26 protein-coding genes are annotated in these 26,495 nt (G+C 37.6%); 4 read left to right on the top strand and 22 right to left on the bottom strand.

Going from position 1 to position 26,495, the window contains the following annotated elements:
• Position 1: 1 nt before the first annotated feature.
• The 3 genes from ACFSFW_RS21530 to rpsU all read right to left on the bottom strand — a co-directional run bounded on the left by ACFSFW_RS21530 (position 2) and on the right by rpsU (position 2,186).
• On the bottom strand, positions 2-1,333 hold the full coding sequence (locus tag ACFSFW_RS21530; RefSeq protein ID WP_388041248.1) for an NfeD family protein: 1,332 nt from the start codon (positions 1,331-1,333) through the stop codon (positions 2-4).
• A gap of 216 nt (positions 1,334-1,549) precedes the next feature.
• A complete protein-coding gene (locus ACFSFW_RS21525) occupies positions 1,550-1,996 on the bottom strand; it encodes a GatB/YqeY domain-containing protein (protein ID WP_388041246.1) in 447 nt (148 codons plus the stop codon).
• Positions 1,997-2,012: 16 nt separating this feature from the next.
• On the bottom strand, positions 2,013-2,186 hold the full coding sequence (gene rpsU, locus ACFSFW_RS21520; protein WP_015595024.1) for a 30S ribosomal protein S21: 174 nt from the start codon (positions 2,184-2,186) through the stop codon (positions 2,013-2,015).
• Positions 2,187-2,529: 343 nt separating this feature from the next.
• Between rpsU and ACFSFW_RS21515 the strand changes: the two genes are divergently transcribed.
• On the top strand, positions 2,530-3,456 hold the full coding sequence (locus ACFSFW_RS21515) for a Na/Pi symporter (protein ID WP_388041243.1): 927 nt from the start codon (positions 2,530-2,532) through the stop codon (positions 3,454-3,456).
• Positions 3,457-3,491: 35 nt separating this feature from the next.
• On the opposite strand, the gene deoC is transcribed toward ACFSFW_RS21515, so the two are convergent.
• The 13 genes from deoC to gpr form a co-directional block, all read right to left on the bottom strand.
• The gene (deoC, locus tag ACFSFW_RS21510) at positions 3,492-4,160 is read right to left on the bottom strand and encodes a deoxyribose-phosphate aldolase (RefSeq protein WP_388041240.1); all 669 of its coding nucleotides are present in this window, start codon (positions 4,158-4,160) and stop codon (positions 3,492-3,494) included.
• A 147-nt stretch (positions 4,161-4,307) separates the two neighbouring features.
• Positions 4,308-5,666, bottom strand: a complete 1,359-nt coding sequence (gene mtaB / locus ACFSFW_RS21505) for a tRNA (N(6)-L-threonylcarbamoyladenosine(37)-C(2))-methylthiotransferase MtaB (RefSeq protein ID WP_099361964.1) — start codon at positions 5,664-5,666, stop codon at positions 4,308-4,310.
• 5 nt (positions 5,667-5,671) lie between these two features.
• Positions 5,672-6,415 carry a 16S rRNA (uracil(1498)-N(3))-methyltransferase gene (locus ACFSFW_RS21500; protein ID WP_388041236.1) on the bottom strand — a complete coding sequence of 248 codons (744 nt, stop codon included), beginning with the start codon at positions 6,413-6,415 and terminating at the stop codon, positions 5,672-5,674.
• Between the two features lie 27 nt (positions 6,416-6,442).
• Positions 6,443-7,387 (bottom strand): 50S ribosomal protein L11 methyltransferase, encoded by a 945-nt coding sequence (prmA, locus tag ACFSFW_RS21495; RefSeq protein ID WP_388041234.1) that lies wholly within the window; start codon positions 7,385-7,387, stop codon positions 6,443-6,445.
• 49 nt (positions 7,388-7,436) lie between these two features.
• Complete coding sequence (gene dnaJ / locus ACFSFW_RS21490; protein WP_304218789.1) at positions 7,437-8,567, bottom strand: molecular chaperone DnaJ; 1,131 nt, start codon at positions 8,565-8,567, stop codon at positions 7,437-7,439.
• A gap of 364 nt (positions 8,568-8,931) precedes the next feature.
• Positions 8,932-10,773 carry a molecular chaperone DnaK gene (dnaK, locus tag ACFSFW_RS21485; RefSeq protein ID WP_388041231.1) on the bottom strand — a complete coding sequence of 614 codons (1,842 nt, stop codon included), beginning with the start codon at positions 10,771-10,773 and terminating at the stop codon, positions 8,932-8,934.
• A 32-nt stretch (positions 10,774-10,805) separates the two neighbouring features.
• Positions 10,806-11,402: a nucleotide exchange factor GrpE gene (grpE, locus tag ACFSFW_RS21480; protein ID WP_388041228.1), complete on the bottom strand. Its 597-nt coding sequence runs from the start codon at positions 11,400-11,402 to the stop codon at positions 10,806-10,808.
• A 94-nt stretch (positions 11,403-11,496) separates the two neighbouring features.
• Positions 11,497-12,528: a heat-inducible transcriptional repressor HrcA gene (hrcA, locus tag ACFSFW_RS21475; protein ID WP_388041225.1), complete on the bottom strand. Its 1,032-nt coding sequence runs from the start codon at positions 12,526-12,528 to the stop codon at positions 11,497-11,499.
• 102 nt (positions 12,529-12,630) lie between these two features.
• Positions 12,631-13,767, bottom strand: coding sequence for a radical SAM family heme chaperone HemW (gene hemW, locus ACFSFW_RS21470; RefSeq protein WP_388041223.1), 1,137 nt, complete (start codon positions 13,765-13,767; stop codon positions 12,631-12,633).
• A gap of 78 nt (positions 13,768-13,845) precedes the next feature.
• Positions 13,846-15,669 carry a translation elongation factor 4 gene (lepA, locus tag ACFSFW_RS21465; protein WP_304218802.1) on the bottom strand — a complete coding sequence of 608 codons (1,824 nt, stop codon included), beginning with the start codon at positions 15,667-15,669 and terminating at the stop codon, positions 13,846-13,848.
• 129 nt (positions 15,670-15,798) lie between these two features.
• On the bottom strand, positions 15,799-16,152 hold the full coding sequence (locus tag ACFSFW_RS21460; RefSeq protein WP_304218805.1) for a YqxA family protein: 354 nt from the start codon (positions 16,150-16,152) through the stop codon (positions 15,799-15,801).
• Between the two features lie 21 nt (positions 16,153-16,173).
• Positions 16,174-17,370 carry a stage II sporulation protein P gene (gene spoIIP / locus ACFSFW_RS21455; RefSeq protein WP_388041219.1) on the bottom strand — a complete coding sequence of 399 codons (1,197 nt, stop codon included), beginning with the start codon at positions 17,368-17,370 and terminating at the stop codon, positions 16,174-16,176.
• Positions 17,371-17,458: 88 nt separating this feature from the next.
• Complete coding sequence (gpr, locus tag ACFSFW_RS21450) at positions 17,459-18,586, bottom strand: GPR endopeptidase (RefSeq protein ID WP_304218810.1); 1,128 nt, start codon at positions 18,584-18,586, stop codon at positions 17,459-17,461.
• Between the two features lie 260 nt (positions 18,587-18,846).
• Between gpr and rpsT the strand changes: the two genes are divergently transcribed.
• Positions 18,847-19,113 carry a 30S ribosomal protein S20 gene (gene rpsT, locus ACFSFW_RS21445; RefSeq protein WP_099361976.1) on the top strand — a complete coding sequence of 89 codons (267 nt, stop codon included), beginning with the start codon at positions 18,847-18,849 and terminating at the stop codon, positions 19,111-19,113.
• 44 nt (positions 19,114-19,157) lie between these two features.
• Here the strand turns inward: rpsT and holA are convergent, their stop codons facing one another.
• Positions 19,158-20,174, bottom strand: coding sequence for a DNA polymerase III subunit delta (gene holA, locus ACFSFW_RS21440; RefSeq protein WP_388041215.1), 1,017 nt, complete (start codon positions 20,172-20,174; stop codon positions 19,158-19,160).
• Between the two features lie 427 nt (positions 20,175-20,601).
• Here holA and ACFSFW_RS21435 point away from each other — a divergent pair, with 427 nt between their 5' ends.
• Positions 20,602-20,736 carry a YqzM family protein gene (locus ACFSFW_RS21435; RefSeq protein ID WP_099361978.1) on the top strand — a complete coding sequence of 45 codons (135 nt, stop codon included), beginning with the start codon at positions 20,602-20,604 and terminating at the stop codon, positions 20,734-20,736.
• Between the two features lie 79 nt (positions 20,737-20,815).
• Here ACFSFW_RS21435 and ACFSFW_RS21430 read toward each other — a convergent pair whose 3' ends face one another.
• The 3 genes from ACFSFW_RS21430 to ACFSFW_RS21420 form a co-directional block, all read right to left on the bottom strand.
• Entirely contained in the window at positions 20,816-23,185 is a 2,370-nt protein-coding gene (locus ACFSFW_RS21430) for a DNA internalization-related competence protein ComEC/Rec2 (protein WP_388041212.1), read from the bottom strand.
• Positions 23,148-23,717, bottom strand: coding sequence for a ComE operon protein 2 (locus ACFSFW_RS21425; protein ID WP_304218817.1), 570 nt, complete (start codon positions 23,715-23,717; stop codon positions 23,148-23,150). Before ACFSFW_RS21425 ends, ACFSFW_RS21430 begins: the two co-directional genes overlap by 38 nt.
• A gap of 61 nt (positions 23,718-23,778) precedes the next feature.
• The gene (locus tag ACFSFW_RS21420; protein ID WP_304218819.1) at positions 23,779-24,381 is read right to left on the bottom strand and encodes a helix-hairpin-helix domain-containing protein; all 603 of its coding nucleotides are present in this window, start codon (positions 24,379-24,381) and stop codon (positions 23,779-23,781) included.
• Between the two features lie 103 nt (positions 24,382-24,484).
• Here ACFSFW_RS21420 and comER point away from each other — a divergent pair, with 103 nt between their 5' ends.
• Positions 24,485-25,318: a late competence protein ComER gene (gene comER / locus ACFSFW_RS21415; protein WP_304218821.1), complete on the top strand. Its 834-nt coding sequence runs from the start codon at positions 24,485-24,487 to the stop codon at positions 25,316-25,318.
• A 79-nt stretch (positions 25,319-25,397) separates the two neighbouring features.
• Here the strand turns inward: comER and ACFSFW_RS21410 are convergent, their stop codons facing one another.
• Positions 25,398-26,141: a class I SAM-dependent DNA methyltransferase gene (locus ACFSFW_RS21410; protein ID WP_388041208.1), complete on the bottom strand. Its 744-nt coding sequence runs from the start codon at positions 26,139-26,141 to the stop codon at positions 25,398-25,400.
• On the bottom strand, positions 26,138-26,494 hold the full coding sequence (gene rsfS / locus ACFSFW_RS21405) for a ribosome silencing factor (protein WP_304218824.1): 357 nt from the start codon (positions 26,492-26,494) through the stop codon (positions 26,138-26,140). The genes ACFSFW_RS21410 and rsfS overlap by 4 nt, the downstream gene beginning before the upstream one ends.
• Position 26,495: the final 1 nt, after the last annotated feature.

Below are 26,495 nucleotides of genomic sequence, written 5' to 3'. Positions count from 1 at the left end.
TTTATTTATCAATATCAGTAACCTCTCGAACGACAATTCGAGAACCTTCTGTTTTGATCACTTCAATTTTTGTGTTTTTCTCAATGTAATTCCCTTGTGTGACAACATCTAGTCTTTCTTCATCAATGATTGCTGTACCAGAAGGTCTTAAGGTTGTAAAGGCAATTCCTCGTTTTCCAATCAAATCTTCGCGATTCTTATTTGATACATACCCGCTTTCGGTGTTCGTAGAATCGAAGAGAATAATCTTTTTAAAGGCGTGTAATTTCTTACCGAATACTTTAACCAAAATAATTGAAACGATGACAGTAGCTACTAAAGCAACTAATAGTGAAACACCAATAACCATAACACTACTTCCTGCCAAGAAAAAGCTTGTTAAAATTGCTCCTAAACCTATCAAGCCTATAATCCCCCCAGGCAATACAAACTCTAATAAAACTAAAACAATTCCTATTACAAAAAGGATAATGGACTCCATTCCAGCTAGTCCTGCTACTAAATGTCCATAGAAAAAGAGTAGTAACGATGATATTCCCATTATACCTGGAATACCAAATCCAGGTGAGTAAAGTTCAACTACTAAACCTAAGCTTCCAATTGTTAATAAGATCGAAACAACAACCGGATTCGTAATAAAGCGTGCAATCTTTTCTGCAAAGCTAAGTTCGGCTTCTTCAACAGCAGCTTTTTCATAGCCAATTGTCTTTAGTAAGTCTGCTCTATTCTTTACAACACCTTCAGCATATCCAACCTCCTGAGCCTGCTTGGCGGTTAATGTGAGAAATTTACCTTTTTCAGCACCTAGTTCTGGCAGGTCTATCTCTTTGTCCGCCATTGCTAACGCGTAAATCGGATTTCGACCATTGTTTTCAGCAGCGCCTTTCATCGCTGAAAGCCAGTATGAAACAGCTTTTTCATCTGCAGTATTCCCTGCCTGATCAATAATTCCTGCTGCCCCCATTCTTCCATTCTCAGACATATAAATTTCATTGGCATTTAAGGCGATAAATGCACCTGCTGAAATGGCGTCGTTATTTACAAAGGCAACTGTAGGAATAGTTGATTCCTGAATTCGTTTTCCGATTTGAGTTGCAGCATCAACGGCCCCACCAGGAGTATCTATCTCGAGAATGATGACATCGGCTCCCTTTTCCTCGGCATCTGTAATCGTACGATCAATAAAAGCATGTAAGCCTTTTTCAACGGTTTCTTCCAACGGAATGAGGTAAGCTACCTGATCTGTGGCACTAAGGCTTTTATTTGGTGTTAGTGTAAGGAGTAAAGGTAAAAGAATAATGGATAGGTACAAAAATATTCTCATTTTTTTCAAGGCGATCCCCCCTTTCTATTCCTTTTTACGACTTGATAGTATGTAATACGAATGAGATGTAGGTGAGGTTTCAATATTTTGTGTGTTTCGATACATTATTTTTGTTGGTATTTCTTGGATTATGTATATAGTGATATGAGAACTACAACCAGCGAAAAGAGCGATTTATTTTCCCTCATATAAGAAAAACACCTTACACAATGTAAGGTGCTTTGTTTAAGATAGGTGCTGTTGAACAAGTTTGTTAATGAGACTGCCATCAGCCTTCCCTTTAACTTTTGGCATAATTGCAGCCATCACTTTGCCCATTTCAGCCTTTGAAGAAGCATTGACCTCTTGTACTGTTTCTTTCACAATCTCAACAAGTTCCTCTTCGGATAATTGTTTTGGAAGGTATACCTCTAATATCTCAATTTCAGTTTGAATTTTATTAACAAGATCTTCACGACCAGCGTTACTAAATTCGCGGAGGGAATCTTTTCGTTGTTTTAATTCACGAGTAAGAACAGTTAGTTCTGCATCTTCTGATAGCTCACTGGAACCAAGCTTAATGCCTTCATTTTGAAGAGCAGCCTTTACCATTCGAATAACAGATAGCCTATCTTTGTCTTTATTCTTCATCGCTGTTTTCATATCATTATTTAAACGCTCGAGAAGACTCATAAAACTACACCCTCTTTTAGAATTTACGCTTTCTAGCAGCTTCAGATTTCTTCTTACGCTTTACGCTAGGCTTTTCATAGAATTCGCGCTTTCTAGCTTCTTGAATCGTACCTGATTTAGATACAGTACGTTTGAAGCGGCGAAGAGCATCTTCAAGCGATTCGTTTTTACGAACGACCGTTTTTGACATTCTAATTCCCTCCCTCCGAAAACAACCACTAACATCTAATTAAGACACATGTTCCATTGGTTCTCTTGGTGTCGATAGCTAAATATCGTCTAAAAAATAAACATGTACTTTGCAATTATAATATATGCATGTTTTTTGGTCAACTATTTATCATAATTGAACACTAGAAAGCAATTTATATTCAGTAGTTTTGATAAAGTTTTATACTGTTATTCCTACTAATTCCTTACTTTTTATAGTTTGTTACTTATTCCAAAAAATTTAACATGAAAAAAAGTTAAATAAATCTAAGTAGTCATTTTCAAGCAGCCTTGTCCATACAATGTGATAGGGGTGAAGATATATGATTGAACTTATATCATTATTTGCTGTATTTATCGCCATTTTTTTATTTGGTATGACTGTTATGAGGACAGGCTTGTATAATCTTACCGGCGATAAATTAAGGGTATGGCTAATTCGTTTTACAAATAATCCGATAAAAGGTTTATTAACTGGCATGATCATTACAGCAATTATCCACAGCAGTTCTGCTGTTATGGTTCTTGTTGTTGGATTAATTGCGACTGGATATTTAACCTTTAAACAATCGATTGGAATTATTCTTGGGACAAATATAGGCACGACATTTACTGCAGAAATGATCACTATTGATTTATTTGAATGGATTGTCCCAATATTAATCATAGGATTTTTATGTTTATTTGTTCGAAATCAGCAGGTTTTTAGTTTTGGCGCCTTTTTATTTGGGTTAGGATGCATGTTTGTGGCAATGAATGGATTCGAACAACTCGCGAGACCTATCGGCGATTTCCCTTCGATTTATACCTTTTTTCAACATACAAATCAAAGTAATCTTTTTGGTGTAGGGGTTGGAACCATTTTAACGTCAATTATTCAATCAAGTACAGCGACAACTGGAATTATTATGGGGTTTATGAATGAACAACTATTAACTTTAAATGCAGGGATAGCCGTCTTACTTGGTGCGAATATAGGGACTTGTATTACTGCATATATTGCAAGTATTGGAAGCAAGCATGAAGCAAAATTAGCGGCATATGCTCATATTTGGGTAAATGTAATCGGGGTAGCGTTATTCTTCCCATTTATTAATGTACTTGGTCAAATCGCCATATTACTCACATCACATCCTGATGTGCAAATCGCACACGTTAGTTTAATCTTTAATGTCCTCAGTTCACTCCTGTTTTTACCATTTGCTGGAGTCTTAACAAATTTTATAACGAAAGTGCACAGAACTGCATAAAAAAAGCTGGCCATTTGGCCAGCTTAATTTCTTTTTTAGTAATCTGAAGAACCAGTTAATCCATTAACGATTGCGACACCAGCACTCGCCCCAATTCTTGTAGCCCCAGCATCGATCATATCTTGAGTACCCTTCACATCACGAACACCACCAGATGCCTTTACTCCGATATCTGGACCCACTGTTTTACGCATTAAGCGAATATCTTCCACAGTAGCACCACCTGTCGAGAAACCAGTGGATGTTTTAACAAAATCAGCCCCAGCTTTTACAGAGAGTTCACAAGCTCTTACTTTTTCCTCATCAGTTAGCAAGGATGTCTCGATAATCACTTTAGTAAGCGCCTTTCCTTTGGCTGCTTCAACAACCATACGAATGTCTTTTTCAACTAATTCGTCATTTTTATCCTTAAGAGCACCGATATTGATTACCATATCCACTTCAGTGGCTCCTTTTTCAATTGCATCCTTTGTTTCAAATGCCTTTGTTTCAGAAGTACTAGCTCCTAATGGAAAACCAATAACTGTACAAACCTTAACATCTGAACCATTTAACAAGCTTGCTGCCTTTTCTACCCATGTTGGATTTACACAAACGGACATAAACCCATATTCTTTTGCCTCTGCACAAAGGGTTTCAATTTGCGCTTTCGTTGTATCCGCTTTTAATGCTGTATGATCAATCATTTTTGCAATATTCGTCATTATGTATTACTCCCTTCATCTTTCAGTTGTACGTACCTCTAACATCATATCATTGTTGCAACAGCTTGACTAGCACTTCTCTGTCATATTATGCGATAAAAAAAAGAAGCTAATCCAATGATTAACTTCTTTACGGTTCTCTGGTTCTTATGCAGTCGTTCTTTGTTCTTGTTCAACCGTTAGTTCTTCTTCGACTTTTACAAATTTACCTTCATTATATGGATAACCGGCTTTTGTAATTTTTACTTTTACAATTTTTCCAATCATATCTTCAGTGGCATCGAACTTTACTTTTAAATAGTTGTCTGTATATCCGATGTATAGACCACTTGTTGGATCGTCTTTGTCGATTTCCTCTGGAATTACTTCTAATACTTCACCTTCGTAATTAGACGCATACTCCTTCGCTAATTGGTCAGATAGTGAAATTAAACGGTGTACACGCTCATTCTTCACTTCTTCATCAATTTGGTCTTCCATTCTAGCGGCAGGTGTTCCAGTACGCTTTGAATATGGGAAAACGTGTAATTCAGAGAATTTATGTTCGTTAATAAAATTATAGGTTTCCATAAACTCTTCTTCCGTTTCCCCAGGGAAACCAACAATAACATCTGATGTAATCGCCAATCCTGGTAATGCCTGACGCAACTTTGTTAGACGTTCAGCAAAGAACTCCATTGTGTATTTACGTCTCATACGCTTTAACACGGTGTTCGAACCTGATTGTAATGGAACATGTAGATGTCTAACCACTTTTTTCGATTTATCTAGCACTTCAATAATTTCATCTGTGATTTGGCTAGCTTCGATGGAAGAAATACGAATTCTCTTAAGACCAATAACCTTTGATTCTAGGTCGCGTAAAAGAGCTGCCAGATTGTAATCTTTCATATCTTCCCCATAGCCACCTGTGTGGATTCCGGTTAAAACAATCTCTTTATAGCCTGCATTCACAAGCTGTTGTGCTTGTTTGATAACCTCTTGTGGGTCACGAGAACGCATTAAACCACGTGCCCATGGAATGATACAGAACGTACAGAAATTGTTACAACCTTCTTGGATTTTTAATGAAGCACGGGTACGGTCAGTAAATGAAGGTACATCAAGTTCTTCATACACTCGTGTTTTCATGATATTTCCAACACCATTTATCGGTTGTCGCTCTTCTTTGTATTGCTCGATATATTCAAGCATCTTCTTACGATCCTGTGTACCAACGACAATATCAACGCCAGGAATCGCCATGATTTCCGCTGGTGATGTTTGTGCATAACAGCCTGTAACACAAATAACAGCATCAGGATTCTTACGAATCGCTCTACGAATGACCTGTCTACTCTTTTTGTCCCCTGTATTTGTAACAGTACAAGTGTTAATTACATACACATCAGCAGTACTTTCAAACTCAGTACGCTCATAGCCAGACTCTTTAAAAAGCTGCCATATGGCTTCTGTTTCATAATGATTTACTTTACATCCTAATGTATGGAATGCAACTAATGACATGATTGTCACCTCGCTAATTCAAAATGATATGATACAGTTGATAAAACATATAATGGTGCTGTTTCAGTACGTAAAATTCGTGGTCCAAAGCTGCAGGAAATAAACTCATTTTCGATTAAGAAGGAAACCTCTTTTTCGGTTAGACCTCCTTCAGGCCCGATCACAACAAAAAGAGATTCCCCATTTTTCATTTGTGATAAAAGACGTGCTAGATTAGAGTTTTCACCGCGCTTTGCATCCTCTTCATAAGCTACTACCTTATAGGTATAAGATTGACTAAAGGACAATAATTCTCGAAATGATAATGGTTTGTTAACGTTTGGAACCATTGCGCGATGGGATTGCTCAGCTGCTTCCTTTGCAATTTTCGCCCACCGTTCTACCTTTTTTTGTCCTTTTTTTTCATCCCATTTGACAATTGAACGTGCCGCAACAAAAGGGACAAACTCAGATGCCCCAAGCTCCGTCCCTTTTTGGATTACATATTCAAGCTTATCCCCTTTTGGTAGTCCGCTTGCAATACATACCTTAATGGGAAGCTCATTCGAGTTCTCTACCCATTCTACAACATTTGCCAAAACTGTATCATTGGTAATTTCAGTAATTGCACAAATAGCTACTCTACCATTATAACAACAAAAAATAGAGTCTCCAACTGACATTCTCATAACTCGTGTTATATGGTGAACATCTTCACCTGTAATTGTGGCCTGTGTTTCGTTTATAGTATCGACGAAATATCTTTGCATCTATTTTTCCACCACCTGCAAATACCCTTATTCGCTTTTCTTTCTTGCAATCATTGATACCCAGTCTTCCATAACTAGTACTTCCTCAATCTCGAATCCAGATGCCAGAAGACTGTCCTTTACTTCTTGTTTTTTCGTATTAATAATTCCAGAAACGATGAATGCTCCATTCGGTTTCAGGATTTTTACTGCATCATCTGTGAAACGGACAATAATTTCAGCTAGGATATTCGCGACAATGAGATCCACAGGTCCCTCAATATCATCAAGTAGATTATTCTGAGACACGGTAACTTTATCATGAACCTTGTTTAATTTAATATTGAGTCTTGCACTTTCAACCGCAACTGTGTCTAAATCAAGTGCTTTGACAGAACTTGCCCCCAGCATTGCTGCTGCAATACTTAACACACCAGAACCAGTCCCAACATCGATAATTGTATCTCCGTTCTTAACTGTTCGTTCTAATGCTTGAATACTCATGACTGTCGTTGGATGTGTACCCGTTCCGAAAGCCATGCCTGGGTCTAGTTCAATTATTAATTCATCACTATGAACAGGCTCGTACATTTCCCAAGTAGGCACGATTGTAAATTTCTCAGAAATTTTTACAGGATGATAATACTTCTTCCACGCTGTAGCCCACTCTTCCTCATGAACTTCGCTAATAGTGACTTTATTATGGCCCAAGTCAATATCAAAAAGCAAAAGATTGTTGATTGCTTCTTTTATCTCTTCAACCGTTTCACCTAAAAAGCTATTTACTGGGAGGTACGCCTTAACAATAACTCCTTCTTCAGGGTAGTCATCAGGATTGAGTTGGTAGATCTCACCAAACACATTTTCACGTTCTTTCGTTAAGTCAAATGGATCCTCAATGACAACTCCACTTGCACCTGCTTCATGAAGTATATTTGATACCGGCTCCACCGCCTCTTGTGTAGTGTGAATACTAATTTCAGACCATTTCATTACTACCAACTCCAATCCATTTGTTAAAAAGTCGCTACACCTTTTTGTATCATTCGCCTTTAAAAGCTCGTTTTACTTTCGCGAAAAAATTATCATGTTGTTCATCCGGAGCTTCATTACCGCTTATTTCCGTAAATTCACGAAGCAATTGTTTTTGTTTTTCAGACAGCTTTGTTGGGGTAATAACCCGAATCCGAATATGTTGGTCTCCTTGACCATAACCACGAACATTTGGCACACCCTTGCCTCGAAGGCGGAATTTTGTTCCAGTCTGAGTACCAGCAGGTATCTTTAGCTTTACCTTCCCATGAAGAGTAGGTACTTCAATTTCATCACCTAATGCAGCTTGCGCAAAGGTTAGTGGCATTTCACAGAAAATATCATCTCCGTCACGCTCGAAAAATTCATGAGATCGAACATGGAACACAACGTATAAATCCCCTGGAGGTCCTCCATTTACACCTGGTTCACCTTGACCGGATACGCGAAGCTGTTGGCCGTCATCAATACCAGCTGGAATTTTCACATGAATTTTCTTGCGTTTTTTCACTTTACCAGTTCCACTACATGTAGAACATTTATCCTTAATGAATTTACCAGTTCCACTACAGTGGTGACATACACGTCTGTTTACAATTCTTCCGAAAGCTGTGTTTTGTTCAACGTTGATTTGACCCGAACCTCCACAGTGTGAACATTCTTGTGGGTTTGTTCCAGGTTTTGCACCTGACCCATGACAGGTTGAACATTCTTCCTCTCTCGGAATTTCGATGTCTGTTTCCTTACCAAAAACAGCCTCTTCAAACTTAAGTGTCATTGTATATTGTAAATCTGCCCCTTGACGTGGTGCATTTGGGTCTCTTCTTCTAGTTCCGCCACCAAAGATTGAGCTGAAGATATCTTCGAAACCAAAGCCACCACCAAAATCCGCACCTCCACCAAAGCCACCAAACCCTTGATTTGGATCTGCATGACCAAATTGGTCATAGTGAGCACGTTTATTATCGTCTGATAATGCATCGTAAGCCTCTGTAATTTCCTTAAATTTATCTGCAGCATCTGCTTCTTTATTGATATCGGGGTGATATTTTTTTGATAATTTTCGATATGCTTTTTTAATTTCGTCTTTACTAGCACTTTTCGAAACCCCGAGTACCTCATAATAATCTCTTTTACTCATTGAATCCACTCCCGCATCATTCACATAAAGAATATTGTATCATTTAATTTTATGAAAAGGCAATAATACTTGTTTTAAGCATTAAGTTCATAATTGTCTAACTTTTAAAGGGTAACCACTTTAAACAAAAAAAGCCAAAGCCAAGACAGGCCTGACTTCGACTTTTTTTTACATTTAATTCTTTTAACGGTGTCTGGTTTCAGTGCCTAGAAACTCGAGAAACTTCAACTCCTCCTGCAGAGGCAAACTACGCCTCTTTGTCGGAGTCTTCGACGCACAGGATGTGCTAGTGCCGACTTCGCCACAGGACGTGGCGTTTTAGTCGGCCAGTTTTCTCGTTTCTGAGCAAGGCACTTACGCCTTTCTATTTATCATCATTTACTTCTTCGTATTCAGCATCTACTACATCGTCGTCTTTCTTGCCTTGAGCTGCACCTTCTGCTCCTTGTGCACCCTGAGCTGCTTGAGCTTGTTGCTGAGCTTGCTCATAAAGTTTCACGGAAAGCTGTTGAACGATTTCTTGTAGAGCATCTTTCTTCGCTCTGATTTCTTCAAGTTCGTTTTTCTCAATTGCTTGTTTTAAAGCGTCTTTAGCTTCGTTAGCTTTTTCAACTTCTGCAGCATCAACTTTACCTTCTAAGTCTTTAAGTGTTTTTTCAGTTGTAAACACTAATTGATCTGCTTCATTACGAAGTTCAACTTCTTCTTTACGCTTTTTGTCGGCTTCTGCATTTTCTTCAGCCTCACGTACCATACGATCTACTTCATCGTCAGATAAGCCTGAAGATGATTGAATTGTAATAGCTTGCTCTTTATTTGTACCAAGATCTTTTGCACGTACATTTACGATACCGTTCTTATCGATATCAAATGTTACTTCAATTTGTGGCACTCCACGTGGTGCTGGTGGAATATCAGTTAATTGGAAACGGCCCAATGTTTTGTTATCGGCAGCCATTTGGCGTTCACCTTGAAGTACATGGATGTCAACAGCTGTTTGATTGTCTGCAGCAGTTGAGAATGTTTGTGACTTACTTGTTGGGATTGTTGTATTACGATCGATTAAACGAGTAAATACACCACCCATTGTTTCGATACCTAGAGATAAAGGTGTTACGTCAAGCAGAACAACATCCTTAACGTCACCAGTTAATACTCCACCTTGAATTGCTGCACCTAGAGCAACTACTTCATCGGGGTTAACACCTTTATGTGGTTCCTTACCAGTTTCTTTCTTAATTGCTTCTTGAACAGCTGGAATACGAGTTGAACCACCAACAAGGATGACTTTGTCAATTTCACTAGCTGATAGACCAGCATCTTGAAGTGCACGTCGAGTTGGTCCCATTGTGCGCTCAACAAGTCCTGCTGAAATCTCATCAAACTTCGCACGAGTTAAATTAACTTCTAAGTGAAGTGGTCCTGCTTCTCCTGCAGTGATAAATGGAAGAGAGATTTGTGTAGATGTTACACCGGATAAATCCTTCTTCGCTTTTTCAGCAGCATCTTTTAAACGTTGTAACGCCATTTTATCTTTTGAAAGATCAATTCCATTTTCCTTTTTGAATTGGTCTACTAAATAATCGATAATTACTTGGTCAAAGTCATCTCCACCAAGACGATTGTCACCCGCAGTTGACTTAACTTCGAATACTCCGTCACCAAGTTCTAGGATGGACACGTCGAATGTACCACCACCAAGGTCATATACAAGAATGGTTTGATCTTCTTCTGTTTTATCTAAGCCATATGCAAGAGCAGCAGCAGTTGGCTCGTTAATAATACGTTCAACTTCAAGACCAGCAATTCGACCTGCATCCTTAGTTGCTTGACGTTCAGCGTCATTAAAGTATGCTGGGACTGTGATAACTGCTTTTGTTACCGTTTCTCCAAGGTATTCTTCTGCATAAGATTTAAAGTATTGAAGTAGAATCGCAGATACTTCTTGTGGAGTATATTGCTTACCTTCTATTTCAGTTTTATAATCTGTTCCCATGTGACGTTTGATTGACATAATTGTGTTAGGATTTGTGATTGCTTGACGTTTTGCCACTTCACCAACTTGTCTTTCCCCATTTTTAAAAGAAACAACAGATGGTGTTGTGCGGTTACCTTCTGGGTTCGGAATTACTTTCGGTTCTCCACCCTCCATAACAGCAACACATGAGTTTGTTGTACCTAAATCTATACCAATGATTTTACTCATAAAAAAACCTCCTAATTGAATAAAACTTTGAACTATTCATTCACCTTCACCATTGAAGGTCGTAACACTCTATCTTTAAGTTTGTATCCTTTTTGTAACTCTTCTAGAACCACATTTGATTCCGTGTCAGGCTCACTCACCTGCATAACGGCTTGATGCACATTCGGATCAAATTGTGTTCCCACTGCTTCGATAGCTTCTACCCCTTCTTTTTTAAGGGCATCTATAATGCTTCGGTAAACCATCTCTACACCTTGCATAATAGATTTTGCTTGGTCATTTGTTGCTTCTATTTGAAGTGCCCTCTCAAAGTTATCAAGAGCTGGCAACAAATCCGTTACAAGACTTTGTGATCTATATGTAGCAGCTGTTTCTTGATCTAAGCGTGCACGCCTCTTAAAGTTTTCGAAATCGGCAACCTGACGCAAAATGCGACTTTCTGCCTCCTCTAGCTTAGCTTCAAGTTCTGCAATTTTTTCATTGGCTTTCGAAAGTTCGGCTTGCACATTATCTTCTTGTTCTTCTACTAATTCTGCTTCAGCCTGTTCAATCGTTTCTACCACATCATTATCTACGTTAGCTTCTTCTAGTTCAATTTCTTCTTTTACTACTTCGTTCTCGTTAGCCAATACACTCACCTCCCTTAAAGTGAAGTCCCTATCATCATAGTATCTAGTATATGTATTAGAGGGTTATTCCACCCTCTACTAAATATAGCCACGGCTATTCGATTTGATACAGTTTTGTCAGCACCTTCGAAAAATCATGACTGATATGCTGCAACAATGTAATAACACGTGAATATTCCATTCTGGTCGGGCCCAAAATCGCGATAGACCCTAGGTGTTCATTCCCAACCGAATAAGTTGCAGTAATTAGGCTGCAATCATTCATTGCGATATTGTTGTTTTCATGACCGATTTTGATATTGATTCCCGCTTTATCGGTTCGTAACAATCGAGAAAATTCGTGTTCACTTTCAATCATGGTTAATAAAGATCGAATTTTTTCAATGTCATGAAATTCGGGTTGACTTAACATCTTTGTTTTTCCACCAATAAACACTTTTTCTTCGGTTGATAGTGTAAGTGTTTTGTCTAAAACACTTATAACCGTATCGTAGTTACGTATATTTGTTTTTAACAGAGAAGCAACTTCTTTATAAATTTTGTTTTTTAAATCAGTCAGTGGAACACCAACAAGTCGCTCATTTAGAATGTTTACCATTTTTTCAATATCGCTCGGATCCATGGACTCCGGAAATGAAATAGTTCGATTTTCCACATGGCCATTATCTGTAACGATAATTGCAACAGCTGTTTCATTGTTAATTGGAACAATTTGCAGCTTTTTGACTTTATTTTCTTTAAAGGCGGGACCTAAAACAATTGAAGTATAGTTTGTTAGATCTGATAAAATCTGTGCAGATTTTTGAACGATTTTTTCAAGCTCATAAATCTTCTCTGCAAAAATTGACTTTATCTCATGCTTTTCCTTTAAAGTTAATCGACTTGGAGATAATAAATGATCCACATAGTATCGATAGCCTTGTTCAGATGGGACTCTACCAGATGAGCTATGGGTTTTCTCAATAAATCCTAGTTCTTCTAGATCTGCCATCTCATTGCGAATAGTTGCTGAGCTAAACACAATCCCATCCTTTTTCGACAATGTTCTTGACCCTACTGGCTGTGCAGATCTAATAAAGTCATCAATTATTACTTGAAGAATCAATAGTTGACGATCTGTTAGCAAGGAACATCACCTCTGTTAGCACTCCTAATCTGCGAGTGCTAATTCTATAATTAAATTACCAAATACGCGTGCCATTGTCAACGATTTAAACTCCTTCTTTATCTACAGCAAAAACGCTTGAAAAACTTCATTTCCAAGAAATTTTCCGGCTTGTGTTAACCGAATATAATCATCTTTTTCTTCTAACAAACCTTTTTCTTTTTGTTCTTTAATTTGGTCTGCAAAAACATCAAAAATACTGATTGAAAATTTTTCCGAAAAATGAGAGAGCGAAACTCCTTTTGTTTTACGCAAACCTAGAAAAAGCTCTTCTTCCATTTTTTCTTGTTTTGTTACTTCATGTGTTTCGACATACGGAAAGCGATGTTCGTCTATGGCTTGCATATATTTTTTAATTGGACCGGCATTTGAAATTCTTCTTCCTGCCACATAACTATGGGCGCCTGCGCCAATTCCATAGTATTCTTCATTGTCCCAATACGTTAGATTATGGCGACTTTCATAGCCATCCTTTGAGAAGTTACTAATTTCATATTGATGGAAACCATGCTTTTCCATTTCCGCCATTAAAATTTCATACATTCTTGCTTCATTTTCCTGACTTGGCAGATTCAGTTTCCCTTTTCTCATCAAATTATAGAACACTGTTTTTGGTTCAATAATGAGAGAGTATGCTGATACATGCTCTACATCTAGTGAAAAAGCTAAGTTAAGTGATTCTTGAAAACTTTCTATCGTTTGTTGGGGTAAAGCATACATTAAATCAATACTAATGTTTTTAAACCCAACATGTTTCGCCAAATCAATTGTGTGAAAAACATCTTCACGACGATGTGTTCTACCAATAGCTTTGAGGAGCTCATCATCGAAAGTTTGTACTCCAAAACTTATTCGATTGACACCTGAATCAAGTAATATTTTTAATTTATCCTCTGTAAGATCACCAGGGTTTGCTTCAAAGGTGAATTCGATTGTATCGCTTTGGGGCTTTAAATATTGATTAATACTCGTTAGGAATTTCTCTAACTGGTTTGCGGAAAGAACGGTTGGCGTTCCCCCACCAACGAAGATGGTTTTGAGAGTCGAAGGTGGATAAGCCTCGACTGTATTTTTCATTTCAGTATCCATGTATTGAAGATATTCATCAACGGGTTGTCCTTTTAGAAAAACTTTATTGAAATCACAATAGTGACAAATTTGTTCACAAAACGGGATGTGAAGGTATGCTGCTTGTACCAAAAAATCACTTCTTTCTATAAGCGGATGTCGCGGTTAGTGGAATAAAGAAAACCGCAGAAAAGTCTGCGGCCTCTTACTTTATTTATCATCCATTTTCAATACTGCCATGAATGCCTCTTGAGGTACTTCGACTGAGCCGACTTGCTTCATTCGTTTCTTACCTTCTTTTTGTTTTTCAAGAAGCTTACGTTTACGGGAAATGTCCCCACCGTAACATTTTGCTAATACATTTTTACGCATTGCCTTAATGGTTGAGCGAGCGATAATCTTTTGACCAACCGCTGCTTGAATAGGCACTTCAAAATGCTGTCTTGGAATTAATTCCTTTAGCTTTTCTACGATCACTTTTCCTCGATCATAAGCTGAATCCTTGTGGACGATGAAGGACAATGCATCTACTTTTTCAGCATTTAATAAAATATCCATCTTCACAAGCTTTGAAGGCTTGTAACCTATTAATTCATAGTCAAATGACGCATAGCCTTTTGTACTTGATTTTAATTGGTCAAAGAAATCATATACAATCTCTGCAAGTGGAATTTCATAGACGATACTTACTCGTCTTTCATCAAGATACTGCATATCAATGAAGATACCACGTTTGCCTTGGCATAACTCCATAACAGCACCGACATAATCATTTGGAACCATCATGGTTGCTTTTACGTAAGGCTCTTCAATTCTGTCAATTTTCTGTGGATCCGGCATTGATGCTGGGTTATCAATTCGTACGTCTGTACCATCCGTTAGAAACACATCGTAAATAACGCTTGGTGCAGTAGTAATTAAGTCGATTTTAAATTCTCTTTCAATTCTTTCTTGAATGATTTCCATATGCAATAAACCTAAAAATCCACATCGGAAACCAAAGCCTAGCGCTTGAGAAGTCTCTGGTTCGAATTGAAGGGCTGCATCATTTAATTCAAGTTTTTCTAATGCTTCACGTAAATCATTATATTTAGCTGTATCGATAGGATATAAACCACAATACACCATAGGATTTAAGCGTCTATATCCTGGTAGGGGCTCAGTAGCACCATTTTTCGCGTTCGTAATCGTATCACCTACACGAGTATCCCCAACATTTTTGATTGCTGCTGTTAAAAATCCAACGTCCCCAACAGTTAACTCTTCCTGAAGGGTTGCGCGAGGTGTAAATACGCCCGCTTCAATCACTTCAAACTCCTTACCTGTTGCCATCATTTTTATTTTATCACCAGGTCTGACTTTACCTTCTATGACACGAATGTACGCAACTACACCACGATACGGGTCATATAAAGAGTCAAAAATAAGAGCTTTTAGAGGTGCTTCAGGGTCACCCTGCGGTGCAGGGACTTTTTCAACAACCTGCTCTAATATCTCTTCAATTCCAATACCCGCTTTCGCAGAGGCTAAAACAGCTTCTGACGCATCAAGTCCGATAACATCTTCAACTTCTTGTCTAACGCGCTCTGGGTCCGCACTTGGTAAGTCGATTTTATTAATTACCGGTAATATTTCTAAGTCATTGTCTAAAGCGAGGTACACATTTGCTAGTGTTTGTGCCTCAATCCCCTGTGCTGCATCGACAACGAGTACTGCACCCTCACATGCTGCTAGACTCCGTGAAACTTCATATGTAAAGTCAACATGTCCTGGGGTGTCAATAAGATGGAATATATATTCCTCACCATCTTTTGCCTTATATTTTAATTGTACCGCGTTTAATTTAATCGTTATGCCACGTTCTCTTTCTAGGTCCATGGAATCTAGCAATTGTTCTTTCATTTCGCGATGGGTTAATGCATTTGTTTTTTCAAGTATCCGGTCAGCCAATGTTGATTTACCATGGTCTATATGAGCAATAATTGAAAAATTTCGAATTCTAGATTGTCTATTACGTCTCTCTTCTTGGTTCATTAAAAATCCTCCTGTATGGAACAACTACACTAGATTAGATTATACAGAACTATTTTCTCACATTCAATTACGAAAAAAAACGACCATAAACAAAGAGAGCTTGCTTTTTATTTTATAGCATGCTCTCTTCTAAATTTTATCAAGTAAATGTCCAATTCCATTTCCAATAGCAATCATGATTTTTTCAAAAATAGCACTGATTCCATTTCCTAGTTTTTCACCAATACTTGAAAAAAAGTTAAATGATTCAACATTTTCTAGTTGTTTCTGTTTTTCTTCTAGGTCATGACTCGTGACCTTTCGGCCTAAGACAGATGCTTCAACTTCACCGTTATTGTCGGAAATATGAAAGGCGCCTTGAAGGGAGGGGTCATTATAGCCCCTCATTTTCTTCATCCCTTCATTCGCCTGCTGCATGCCGATCAATACGCCCAGAAGAAGTACGGTTACTATTAAAAAACATTTCATCATGAATTTAACCATTGGAATTACTCCCTTTATTGCCTATTCTTTATTCGTTTCATTCGCATCCACTTTTTCAGCTTGCCAGTAGTATTCTGCTAAGACATCCGCTACGGCTGCTGCTGTTCGGCGGAGTTCTTCGAAATTATTATCGACACCACCAAATTCAATTAACATGGCATTTCCAGATTTATCTTGGTTATATACTCCATTATTGCCAACTCCACCTTGTTTAAAAATACCTCGATTTAAACCTGGATATTTTTTTTCAAAAATATCATGGAGCGAATTGGCAAGCTCAAGATTTTTAGCAATGTTGGGATTGTCTGATCCAACAATAAATGCTATTTTTGCATAGGATTTTCCGTTAATTGTCACTGTGGTTTTTTCTTTTCTATGTGCATCCCGGTGAATATCAATGAAGTAATTTAATTCCTTATTACTTGACATAGCGCTAGCCATAATCTCGCCAGAAGCTTTATATGATTGATACCAATTGTATCCTTTTCCTTTTATATACTGATCCATATTTGTCTTATCAATATCTGTACCAATTCCTCTTGCCTCTAATTCTTGCTGAAGCATTTCCCCTACTTTGGTTACATTCACTTCAGGATGTCTTGCATTATTCGCATTATTTGTATCCACGCCTTTTAAATGTGGGAAGTAGGCTTCTGACGAGTGGGTGTGATATATATAGGCAACTTTTTTCTCGCCGGTTGTCATCGTTGGTGGTGGCACAGGTTTAGTAGGCTTTTCTGCCTGTTCAACATTTTGGGTAGCCACTTTTCTTTCATCTAGTAAAACATCTAATGGTGGCGGAGACTCTATCGGCATATTCGTGTAATTGGTTCCTTCACCTGCTACAATGATCTTCCCGTCAAAAATCGAGAATCCAGGGAGCTCCCTGCCTAAGAAGCTCCGTGGGTCATCTAATGTAAGGTTTGTCGCTGCTTTAAAAACGGCTCCTACATAGTCTGGTTTCGTAGTAGATTCAGGTAAGCCTTGAACGAAATAATGGTTTTCATACCCTAATAAATGAACAAGTGCTTCCCCTGAGAGATTTGTTGCAACATTACTTATAGACGAAGAACTTATTCTAAATTCTGGTTTAAGAGAGACAATTGCTCCCGTTATCGTAAACAATAAAATAAAGCTAAATATGAGGAATAGAATCCCTTTTACAACGCTGGTTCCTTGAATTGAGATCATCATTCCTTGAGATCGAAAGCCCTTCATATTCTACCTCCTCAATGGTTTGTCTATCATATTGATATGAGCAAACAAGAGTTAGTAGAACTGAAATGATAGAATCTATTCAATTTTATTAATGAGTATATGCACCTGAATTATCTTGGCCAATCTCACCATGTAATGCAGTATTAAGGCCACCTGCTATCACATTTGCCATGTCCTCAATGAAGACATCGACCTCTTTTGGGGTAACCATTAAGTTATGACCAAGAGGGGACAGCACTTCATGAATTAACTTTCTTTTCTCATCCTCTGGTAGAGTTCCGACGATCCCTAAGAAAGTATTTCTTTCTTGCTCACCAGGCAAGTCATCGTCTGTTAATACTTTTTTCTCTCCAAAAGTCATACCTGCAGGAATGAGAGAACGTGAAGGCTTATCCCCTTCTTTAAGCTCTCTACCAAAATGCTTTAAAATAAAATCAAACGCGTCACTTGTAATAGAAACAGCGTCAACAACTGTTGGAATTCCAATTGCGATTACAGGAATACCCAAAGAATCCTTACTTAATTCTTTACGTTTGTTTCCAACTCCAGAACCCGGATGGATACCAGTGTCTGATATTTGAATCGTTGAATTCACCCGCTCAACCGAACGTGCTGCCAATGCGTCGATGGCAATAATAAAATCAGGCTTTGATTTTTCGATGACTCCGTAGATGATGTCACTTGTTTCGATTCCTGTTAATCCCATCACCCCTGGTGCAATCGCACTTACAGAGCGAAAGCCATCCTGCACATTTTCAGGCTGGAGCTCAAAGAGGTGTCTTGTTATGACCAGGTTTTCAACTGCCAACGGCCCAAGCGCATCTGGTGTGACATTCCAATTTCCTAAACCAACAACTAGGCAACTAGCATCTTTCCCAATATTTAGTTTTGATAAAAAATGATTAAATTCCTTTGCGAATACTTCTTGCACCTTTTGCTGGAGTTCTGAATCTTTTTGCCGTATCCCCTGAACTTCTAGTGTTAAATAATTTCCTTTTTTCTTTCCGATTGCATTAGCGCCTTCCTCGGTAATTTCGACTGTGGAGATGGTAATTCCATCCTCTTGTCTCTCTTTTATGATGACACCTTCAATTTCTGATACGGGCTGTTGATCTTCTTTTAGTGTTTTATTTCGTTCCTCGACTGCCATTGCGCTTGCTTCTAGCGCTAAGTCAGTACGAACAGAGTATTTTGTTAAGTCTAGTTGTTCTCCCATTCCAATGACCTCCAATTTTTACATAGTATCTATATCTTTACCTGTTAAAATGTGGTTCATGCAATTTTTATCAAGTAGGAAATAGATTGGTATTGCATTCTCACAGCCAATTTGATAGAATAACTTTTGTTGTAACATCAGAGTATCAATGAATGTATAAGAGATCATTAAGCGAAGAAAACTTTATAAGAGAAGGTTTTCGTTAAGTTTCGTAGATGATTGCGTGTTAGATCATCTTGATATTCGCAGGAGGTGAAAGTATGCCAAATATTAAATCAGCTATCAAACGTGTAAAAACAAGTGATGAAAGCCGTGCTCATAACGCGACTGTTAAGTCTGCAATGCGTACTGCTGTAAAAAACTTTGAAGCTTCAGTTGCTAACAATGACGTTGAAAACGCAAAAGCAGCTTATCTTACTGCTTCAAGCAAGCTTGACAAAGCGGCTCGTAAAGGTCTTATCCATAAAAATGTTGCTGACCGTCAAAAATCTCGTCTAGCGAAAAAACTTAACGAGGTTAACGCATAATAAATAAACGACTCGATTTGAGTCGTTTTTTTTTGCGTTCTATTTTACTTCCCTAACTTCATAATAAATAATTCCAAAATTAATTTTTTATCCTTTTTTCCGTTTTTCATTTCATAGTCAGCTTCAGCAAGCTGGCTCAAAATTCCCAGTAATTCTTCCTGTGTAAATAAATTTGCTTGTCCACCTGCAAGCTTGACCCGGAACGGATGAACTTTAAGATTTCCAGCAATCTGTTGTTGTCCGTAACCTTGTCTAGATAGCTCCTTCACCTGAAAAATCAATCTAAACTGTGTAGCAAGCAAAGATAATATTTTGATGGGCTCTTCATTATTTTGCAAAAGGTCATAAAATATTCTTAGTGCCTCATCGAGTTTCCTATTCACTACCTTATCAATCAACGAAAAAATATTTTGCTCCAAAGATCTGGGTACCAGCAATTTCACGGTTTCCTCAGTTATCGCTCCATTTCCCCCAAGATATAAACACATTTTATCGATTTCTTGGGTTATGTTCATAAGATTCGTCCCTGCCACATGTAACAGTTCCTGAATCGCAGAGGGTGAAATAGTAACCTGATGTTGGTTCGTTCTTTCAGTTATCCAGCTATGTAAATCCTTTTCAGATAATGTATTAACAGTCAACACTTCAGCATTTTTCTTTAACTGCTTAACAATCTTCTTCCGCTCATCTAACTTTTCATACGGTGCCGTAACGACAAGAATCGTAAAAGGAGCAGGTTCATTTAAATATTGTTCAAGTACCGTTACATTATGCTCAACCTTTTCCTTACTCTTTTCAGCTGTTAAAAAGTGTGGATTTTGTAAAATAACCAGGCGTCTTTCTCCCATAAAAGGAAGGGTCTCAGCATCAGCCAATGCAATTTCAACGGGTGTCTCCTCTAAATCAAAAATAGATAGGTTAAAATCTTTTTCTTCCTCTTCAATGCTATATTTGATCAGTAACTCCTTTGTTTCCTGTATTAAAAAGGTTTCTGAACCATGTAATAAATAGACAGGGGCAAATTGCCTTTTCTTAATTTTTTTCCAAAGCTCTAAATTCATACATATTCCTCTCCACTGTTAGCCTTCAATTCTTATCTAATCGTATCGGTAAAACACAAATATTTCAACCTCCATAAAAATACAAAGGGAATTGGTTTTAGCCAATTCCCTATCTATAGAAACATTACCAAACAAGCCCCGGGTATCTTGTCGAGTAATGATTATTTGTAACCTGACGTTTGCTGTGATGTTATTCTTATGTACTATTAGGATTTACATTGTTTTTTTGAACTATTTGTGACAAGTGTTGTTAATAAAGGAAGAGTATCGGATAATAGGGGAAAAAGGGTACTACCTTTTTTTGGCTTTGTTTTATTTACCTGAGGTTTCTAACTTTTGGTCTATAAAACAAAACCAACTTTTTAAAGGAATTATAGATTTTTTTAACTAGTTAGGCTATACTATAACTGTTTAGGAGGGGTTAGGCGTGAACGAATTTGAAAAGAATATAAAAAACACACGAAATGACGTTATCGATGCTGGAGTAGCTTTCGTTGCATCATTTGGCTTCTTCGCAATAATTTTCATTATCGCAACATTAATTAAAATTATCGGAGCTTAATTTCGACAGAATACATACTGTCAAAACCAAGACTGCCTATATATGGCAGTCTTTTTTCGTTCCTTGCCTTTACTGTATCTTATGGAATTGTGGTTATAAAGGTTCCTGAATTTTTGAAAAAACGGTATTGTATGGCTCCATTTGTGTCCGTTCTATATACCTTGATTTTTTCTTGTTTTAATCGATTAATCACATCTGGATGTGGATGATTAAAACGATTATTCACACCCACAGGGATTAGGGCAATTTTTGGATGAATGTGTTGAATAAAGCTCTCCGATGACGATGTCTTGCTTCCATGATGCCCCACCTTTAAAACATCAATCCTCATGTTTTTATATGTATTGATAAGATCAAGCTCCACTTCTTTTTCGATATCACCTGTAAATAACCAACTTAGACCACCAAACCGCGTAAAAATTACGATTGAATTATCATTTTCCACCATTTCATCTCCTTTTGGGGCAAGGATATAAAATGTATTTCCTCCTTCCTGCCATTTTTGTCCACGTTCAACTAAATGAATGGGAATCCCTTCTTTAGTAGCTATTTTCTTCAACTCTATTTCTTGTTTCGCATCCTTCTTGTTTTTTCCTAAGACGATTTCATTAATCCTCACTTTTTCAACAATTTCCTTCGCACCACCGATATGATCTTGGTCACCGTGGGTAATGATTAGTTTATCTAAACTTTGTACTCCTTTTGATTTTAGGAATGGAATGATAATATTGGCCGTCGAGAATTCTTTCCTTCTTTCTTGCCATTGCTCTTGATCAAACTGAATATTTCCACCAGTATCAATGAGATACGTTCCTTTTCGATACGGTAGCTCAATAAATATACTATCGCCTTGCCCAACATCAAGCATGGTCATTTCACCATATGGATTTAGATAGGGCAATAGCATATGAAAAATTAAGACTACAATCGGGGCAAGAAGCGCACTTTGCATCAAGGATTTTCTCTTTTCCCAACAAATTAAAAAGTATAGAATAGATGAACAATACAGGACCATTAAGACTAACCCAGGTTTACCTGGTGTCAATAAAGCGAAAGTGAATTGGGATACCCAAACTGTCACGTGATTTAAAATTTCGAGCATCCACGAAAGCATTGCAGCAAAGATTTGGCCAATCGGGGCGAATATGCTCAGCAAAAATACAGTGAGTAAGGCAAAAGGTAAAATGACAACTGAATATAATGGGACATACAGCATATTAAGTGGTAAGCTCAATAACGAGAACTCATAAAAGTGGAAGAGCAGAACCGGCATTGAAGTAATTTGCGATAACAATGAAACGACAAATAAAGAAGCAATCGTAGTTGGATAGTATTTAAAAATGGCTTTTGAAGAAAGGATCAAGGATGCACTTACTAAAAAGGACAATTGAAAACCGATATTTACGATATAGTACGGATTAAACACCAGCATGATCATGCAGGCAAAACTAATGACATCAAGGATACTGCCTTTTTTCCACCACATCATACTTGCTAATAAAAGCATACTCATCAAAACGGAGCGAATGACTGAGGGGGAGCCACCGGCAATAAAGATATATGCTGGTAGTAAACAGAACAGTAAAATTGCGGTTATTTCACGTGTCATGCCGAAGCGTATACATAAAAAGTAAAACATCCCTGTCATGAGACTTACATGCAGTCCTGATATCGCCAATAAATGTATCAATCCTAATGATTGGTAGGAATTTTCTATTTCACTTGCGATATTTGTTCTTTCCCCATATATCAATGCCTGGATTATTCCTGCAGTTGAGCCATCAAAATAAGTATCAATATGACGGATTCCAGCATCTCTAATATTTAGAAGCAAATGATTTATCGTCCACTTTTCGTTTGAAACACATTCTCCTGCCTTCATTTCATTCGCTTCAAATATCCAATGGATTTTTTGTGTATACAAATATTGTTTATAGTTAAAGGAATTGGGATTTCGTGCGACTTGGGGTTCTTTCAGACTTCCATTAAAGGTACAGACTAACCCAATACGAACAGAAGTGCTTAGTTGCTTTTTCTCGATTTCCGTTTTTATGTAATAAACTAACAGTAGTTTTTCATCCCTTGAAGTATTTACGATAACAGATAGCTTGTCACCATTAATAGCTGGTGCTTCAACTATTTCCGCTTCAATCCTTTCTGTGGTAGGATTCAATTTAGTGTGATTGTTGGAGTCGATGATGGTAAAAAGACACATAAAAGTAAATAGAGTAAAAATACTGAGGATAACGAGAGAGAAATGGTGGCGGATTATGATAAATCCTAATAAGAGTAGTGTGAGGATTATACTTAACCATGAAAAAGATGTATAGGGGACTAGTAATCCAAAAATTGCAAAGGTTGCAAGAAAAACAAGCTTTCCTTTTACAAAGTCCCCATACTTATTTATCAAACTAACCGATATTCGAAAATAGTGCAGCAGTTTTCTCATGTAACTTCTCTATTTCTCTATCGTCCGCACCTGACTCTGTTAATTTTTCTATTAAATCATTAACAAATGCTAATTTCTCTTTTGATTTTAAGTCGATCACCATTTCTTGAAGAGGAACCTTCTCAATTCTTACATTTGATTTCTCAAGTAATTCTATTGCATAAGGATGATTTTTATAATCTTCCGCATAATAGACAACCTTAATCCCTGCTTGAATAATTGCTTTTGTGCATTGGAGGCATGGAAAATGAGTAACATAGATTTCCGCATTTTCTGTAGGGACTCCAAACTTGGCACATTGCAGTAATGCATTAATTTCAGCGTGAACGGTTCTTATACAGTGATTTTCGACTACATAGCACCCCTCATCTGAACAGTGTGTTCCTCCAGATACAGAGCCATTATAGCCCCCTGCAATAATTCGCTTATCTCGTACAATTGTTGCCCCAACTGTTAGTCGAGTACATGTACTTCTTAATGCAAGTAAATGGCTTTGTGCCATAAAATATTGATCCCATTTGATTCGATTCAAAATTTCCCCCATCCCTTCAACAAAATCTTACAATTATTTTATCGGTTATTTGTACGTATCGTCAATTTAATTTGAGCTCGTCTTTTATTTTCTCAAAAGATTTTTCCCCAATTCCGCTAACTTCCATCAAGTCCTCAAGTTGTTTAAACGGCCCATTTTCTTCACGGAACGTAATTATTGCTGCCGCTTTAGATGGGCCAATTCCTGATAAGGTTTCAAAATCTGCCTGTGTTCCCTTATTTAAAGAAATCTTTCCATCGCTTTCTGGGGACAAACTGTTCTCCACTTCGAAATCCTCACCAATACGTGGAACGTAAATAACCATTTCATCCTCCACTCGCTGTGCTAAATTCACTTGCTTAATGTTTGCATCTTCAGTAAATCCCCCCGCCATCTCTATAACGTCCTTAATCCTCATCCCATCCTCGGCCTCAAATACATCCTCATTATGTACCGCACCCTTGATATCAACAAGAATTACCTTAATCTCTTCCTCTGCAATAGGTTCTTCATCAACGTTCGATTCAAGGAAAAAATCTTCTTCTACCTCGTCAGGTTCTGCTCTTGTTCCATATCCAAAAATATTATAAAAGACAATAAAGATAACTAAACAAATTCCACAACTCATTAAAATGAACGTAATCTTTTTTTCTCTAAAATTCATGGTTTGGTCTCCTTTGTTTTTTAAACTTTAAGTAAAAACATTCATAATTTCATACAGGAATACATATTGTGTTAGGAGAATAGTCTGTAAAGGAGGGACGAACTTGAATATAGGGTTTATTGGTACAGGAAATATGGGGAAAATTTTAATAGAGTCCTTTGTAGAATCTCTTGCTGTTCCGCCTTCGAAATTAACGATAACAAATCGTACGATTGAAAAAGCAATAGCCATTAAGAACTCCTTGCCAGATATCACCGTTGTAGCGACAAATGAAGACGTTGTAAAAGGCTCTGATTTAATTTTCATTTGTGTAAAACCTTTGGAAATTCACCCCCTTTTACACCAATTATCTCCTTGCCTTACGAGTAGTAAATGTATCGTTTCAATTACGAGTCCGATTTCTGTTGAACAGCTCGAATCAATTGTGAATTGTCAGGTCGCACGTATTATTCCAAGTATTACAAATCGCGCACTAACAGGCGTATCCTTATTTACATTTGGAAGTAGCATAAGCAGTAGATTTAAGGATTATTTAGAATTTCTTTTTGAGCAAATTTCTGCTCCGGTTCACATAAATAACGACATTACAAGAGTCGCTTCTGATATCGTAAGCTGTGGCCCTGCGTTTTTTACTTATCTTGTGAGAAAGTTTATAAATGCAGCAGTAAAGGAAACGAAAATCACAGAGGAGCAAGCAACACTATTAGCTAGTGAAATGATAGTCGGAATGGGGAAATTGCTTGAAAAGGAAATCTATACGTTACCTACTCTCCAGGAAAAAGTATGTGTAAAAGGTGGTGTAACTGGGGAAGGTATTAAGGCAATGGAAGAAAATATCGGCGAGTTATTTGAAGAACTATTTAAGAGTACCCATCGAAAATTTGATGAGGACATTTGCGAAGTGAATAAACAATTTAACGAGACTCCATCTCGATAAATATATCATGTTCCTTCCTAAATAGGAATACTCATTTTTTCTCGACAAAATAAAACAAGGGCAGACATCGTCTGACCCTCTATTTTTTTGCGGTAAATAATATCCGTTCAGAAGTCTCTTGAACTGGATTATTAAAATCAGCAAGCACATCAGTGACCTTAAAACCAATTTCCTCTAGCCAATTTTGAAACGTTTGAATCGGAAAGGTTCGCTGTTCATGAAATTCGTCAAATCTCGTATAATCATCATTATGTTCATTTTTTACAAAAAACGATAATTCATGTTCTACACTGTGAGGATGTTCCCCCTCAAAACAATTCCAAATAAAACTAACCTCTTCATCACTGCTCACAAATGGCCCATCCATAAAAATGGAGTCCATTTTATAAACGGAATGAACATCAAACAAAAAAAGTCCATCGGGTTTCAAAAGCTTGAATACATTTTGAAAGGTTTTCTGCACATCTTCTGCTGTACGTAGATAGTTCAGTGAATCACAGAAAATGACAATCACATCAAATGGGTCTAACCCTGAGATTTCCACCATATCCTGTTGGTAAAACTCAACCCTCATTCCAGCTTCCATTGCTTTGTTATTCGCGACTGCCAGCATATCCTCAGAGAGATCTACCCCAACAACCTCATAGCCCTCTTTTGCAAGTCGAATGGCAATTTCACCCGTTCCGCAACCTATATCAAGAACACGCATGGGATGTTTTTTATTATCATGTGTAACTCTCTCTTTAAAGAACGAAATCCATTGCTCATAATCCACATCACGCATTAGTTCATCGTAGATATAAGCAAATTCTCCATAGCTCATAAACTTAGCACGTCTTCTACTGTTTCAGTAGGCGCATCTCCCCAAAGACGTTCTAAATTATAGTAGGTACGCTCGTCTTTATGAAATACGTGAGCAATGACATCTCCTAGATCAACAAGTACCCATCTTGCTTCGTCAAAGCCCTCTAGGCGTTTAATATGAATACCATTTTCATCCGCTTTGTCCTTAATTTCACGTGCAATTGCTTGTACTTGTTTTTCAGAATTTCCATGGCAGATTAAAAAATAATCGGCAACAAGGGATAACCCCTTCATATTTAATGCTACAATATTTTCAGCGCGCTTATCGTCAGCAGCTTGAACTGCAAATGTTAAGATATCTCTTTCATTCACC

The sequence above is a fragment of the Ferdinandcohnia salidurans genome (assembly GCF_042680725.1).
GTDB classification, from domain to species: domain Bacteria; phylum Bacillota; class Bacilli; order Bacillales; family Bacillaceae_L; genus Ferdinandcohnia; species Ferdinandcohnia salidurans.
Note: the sequence above shows the minus strand (reverse complement) of the source record. Positions and strands in the feature narration are given on the sequence as shown.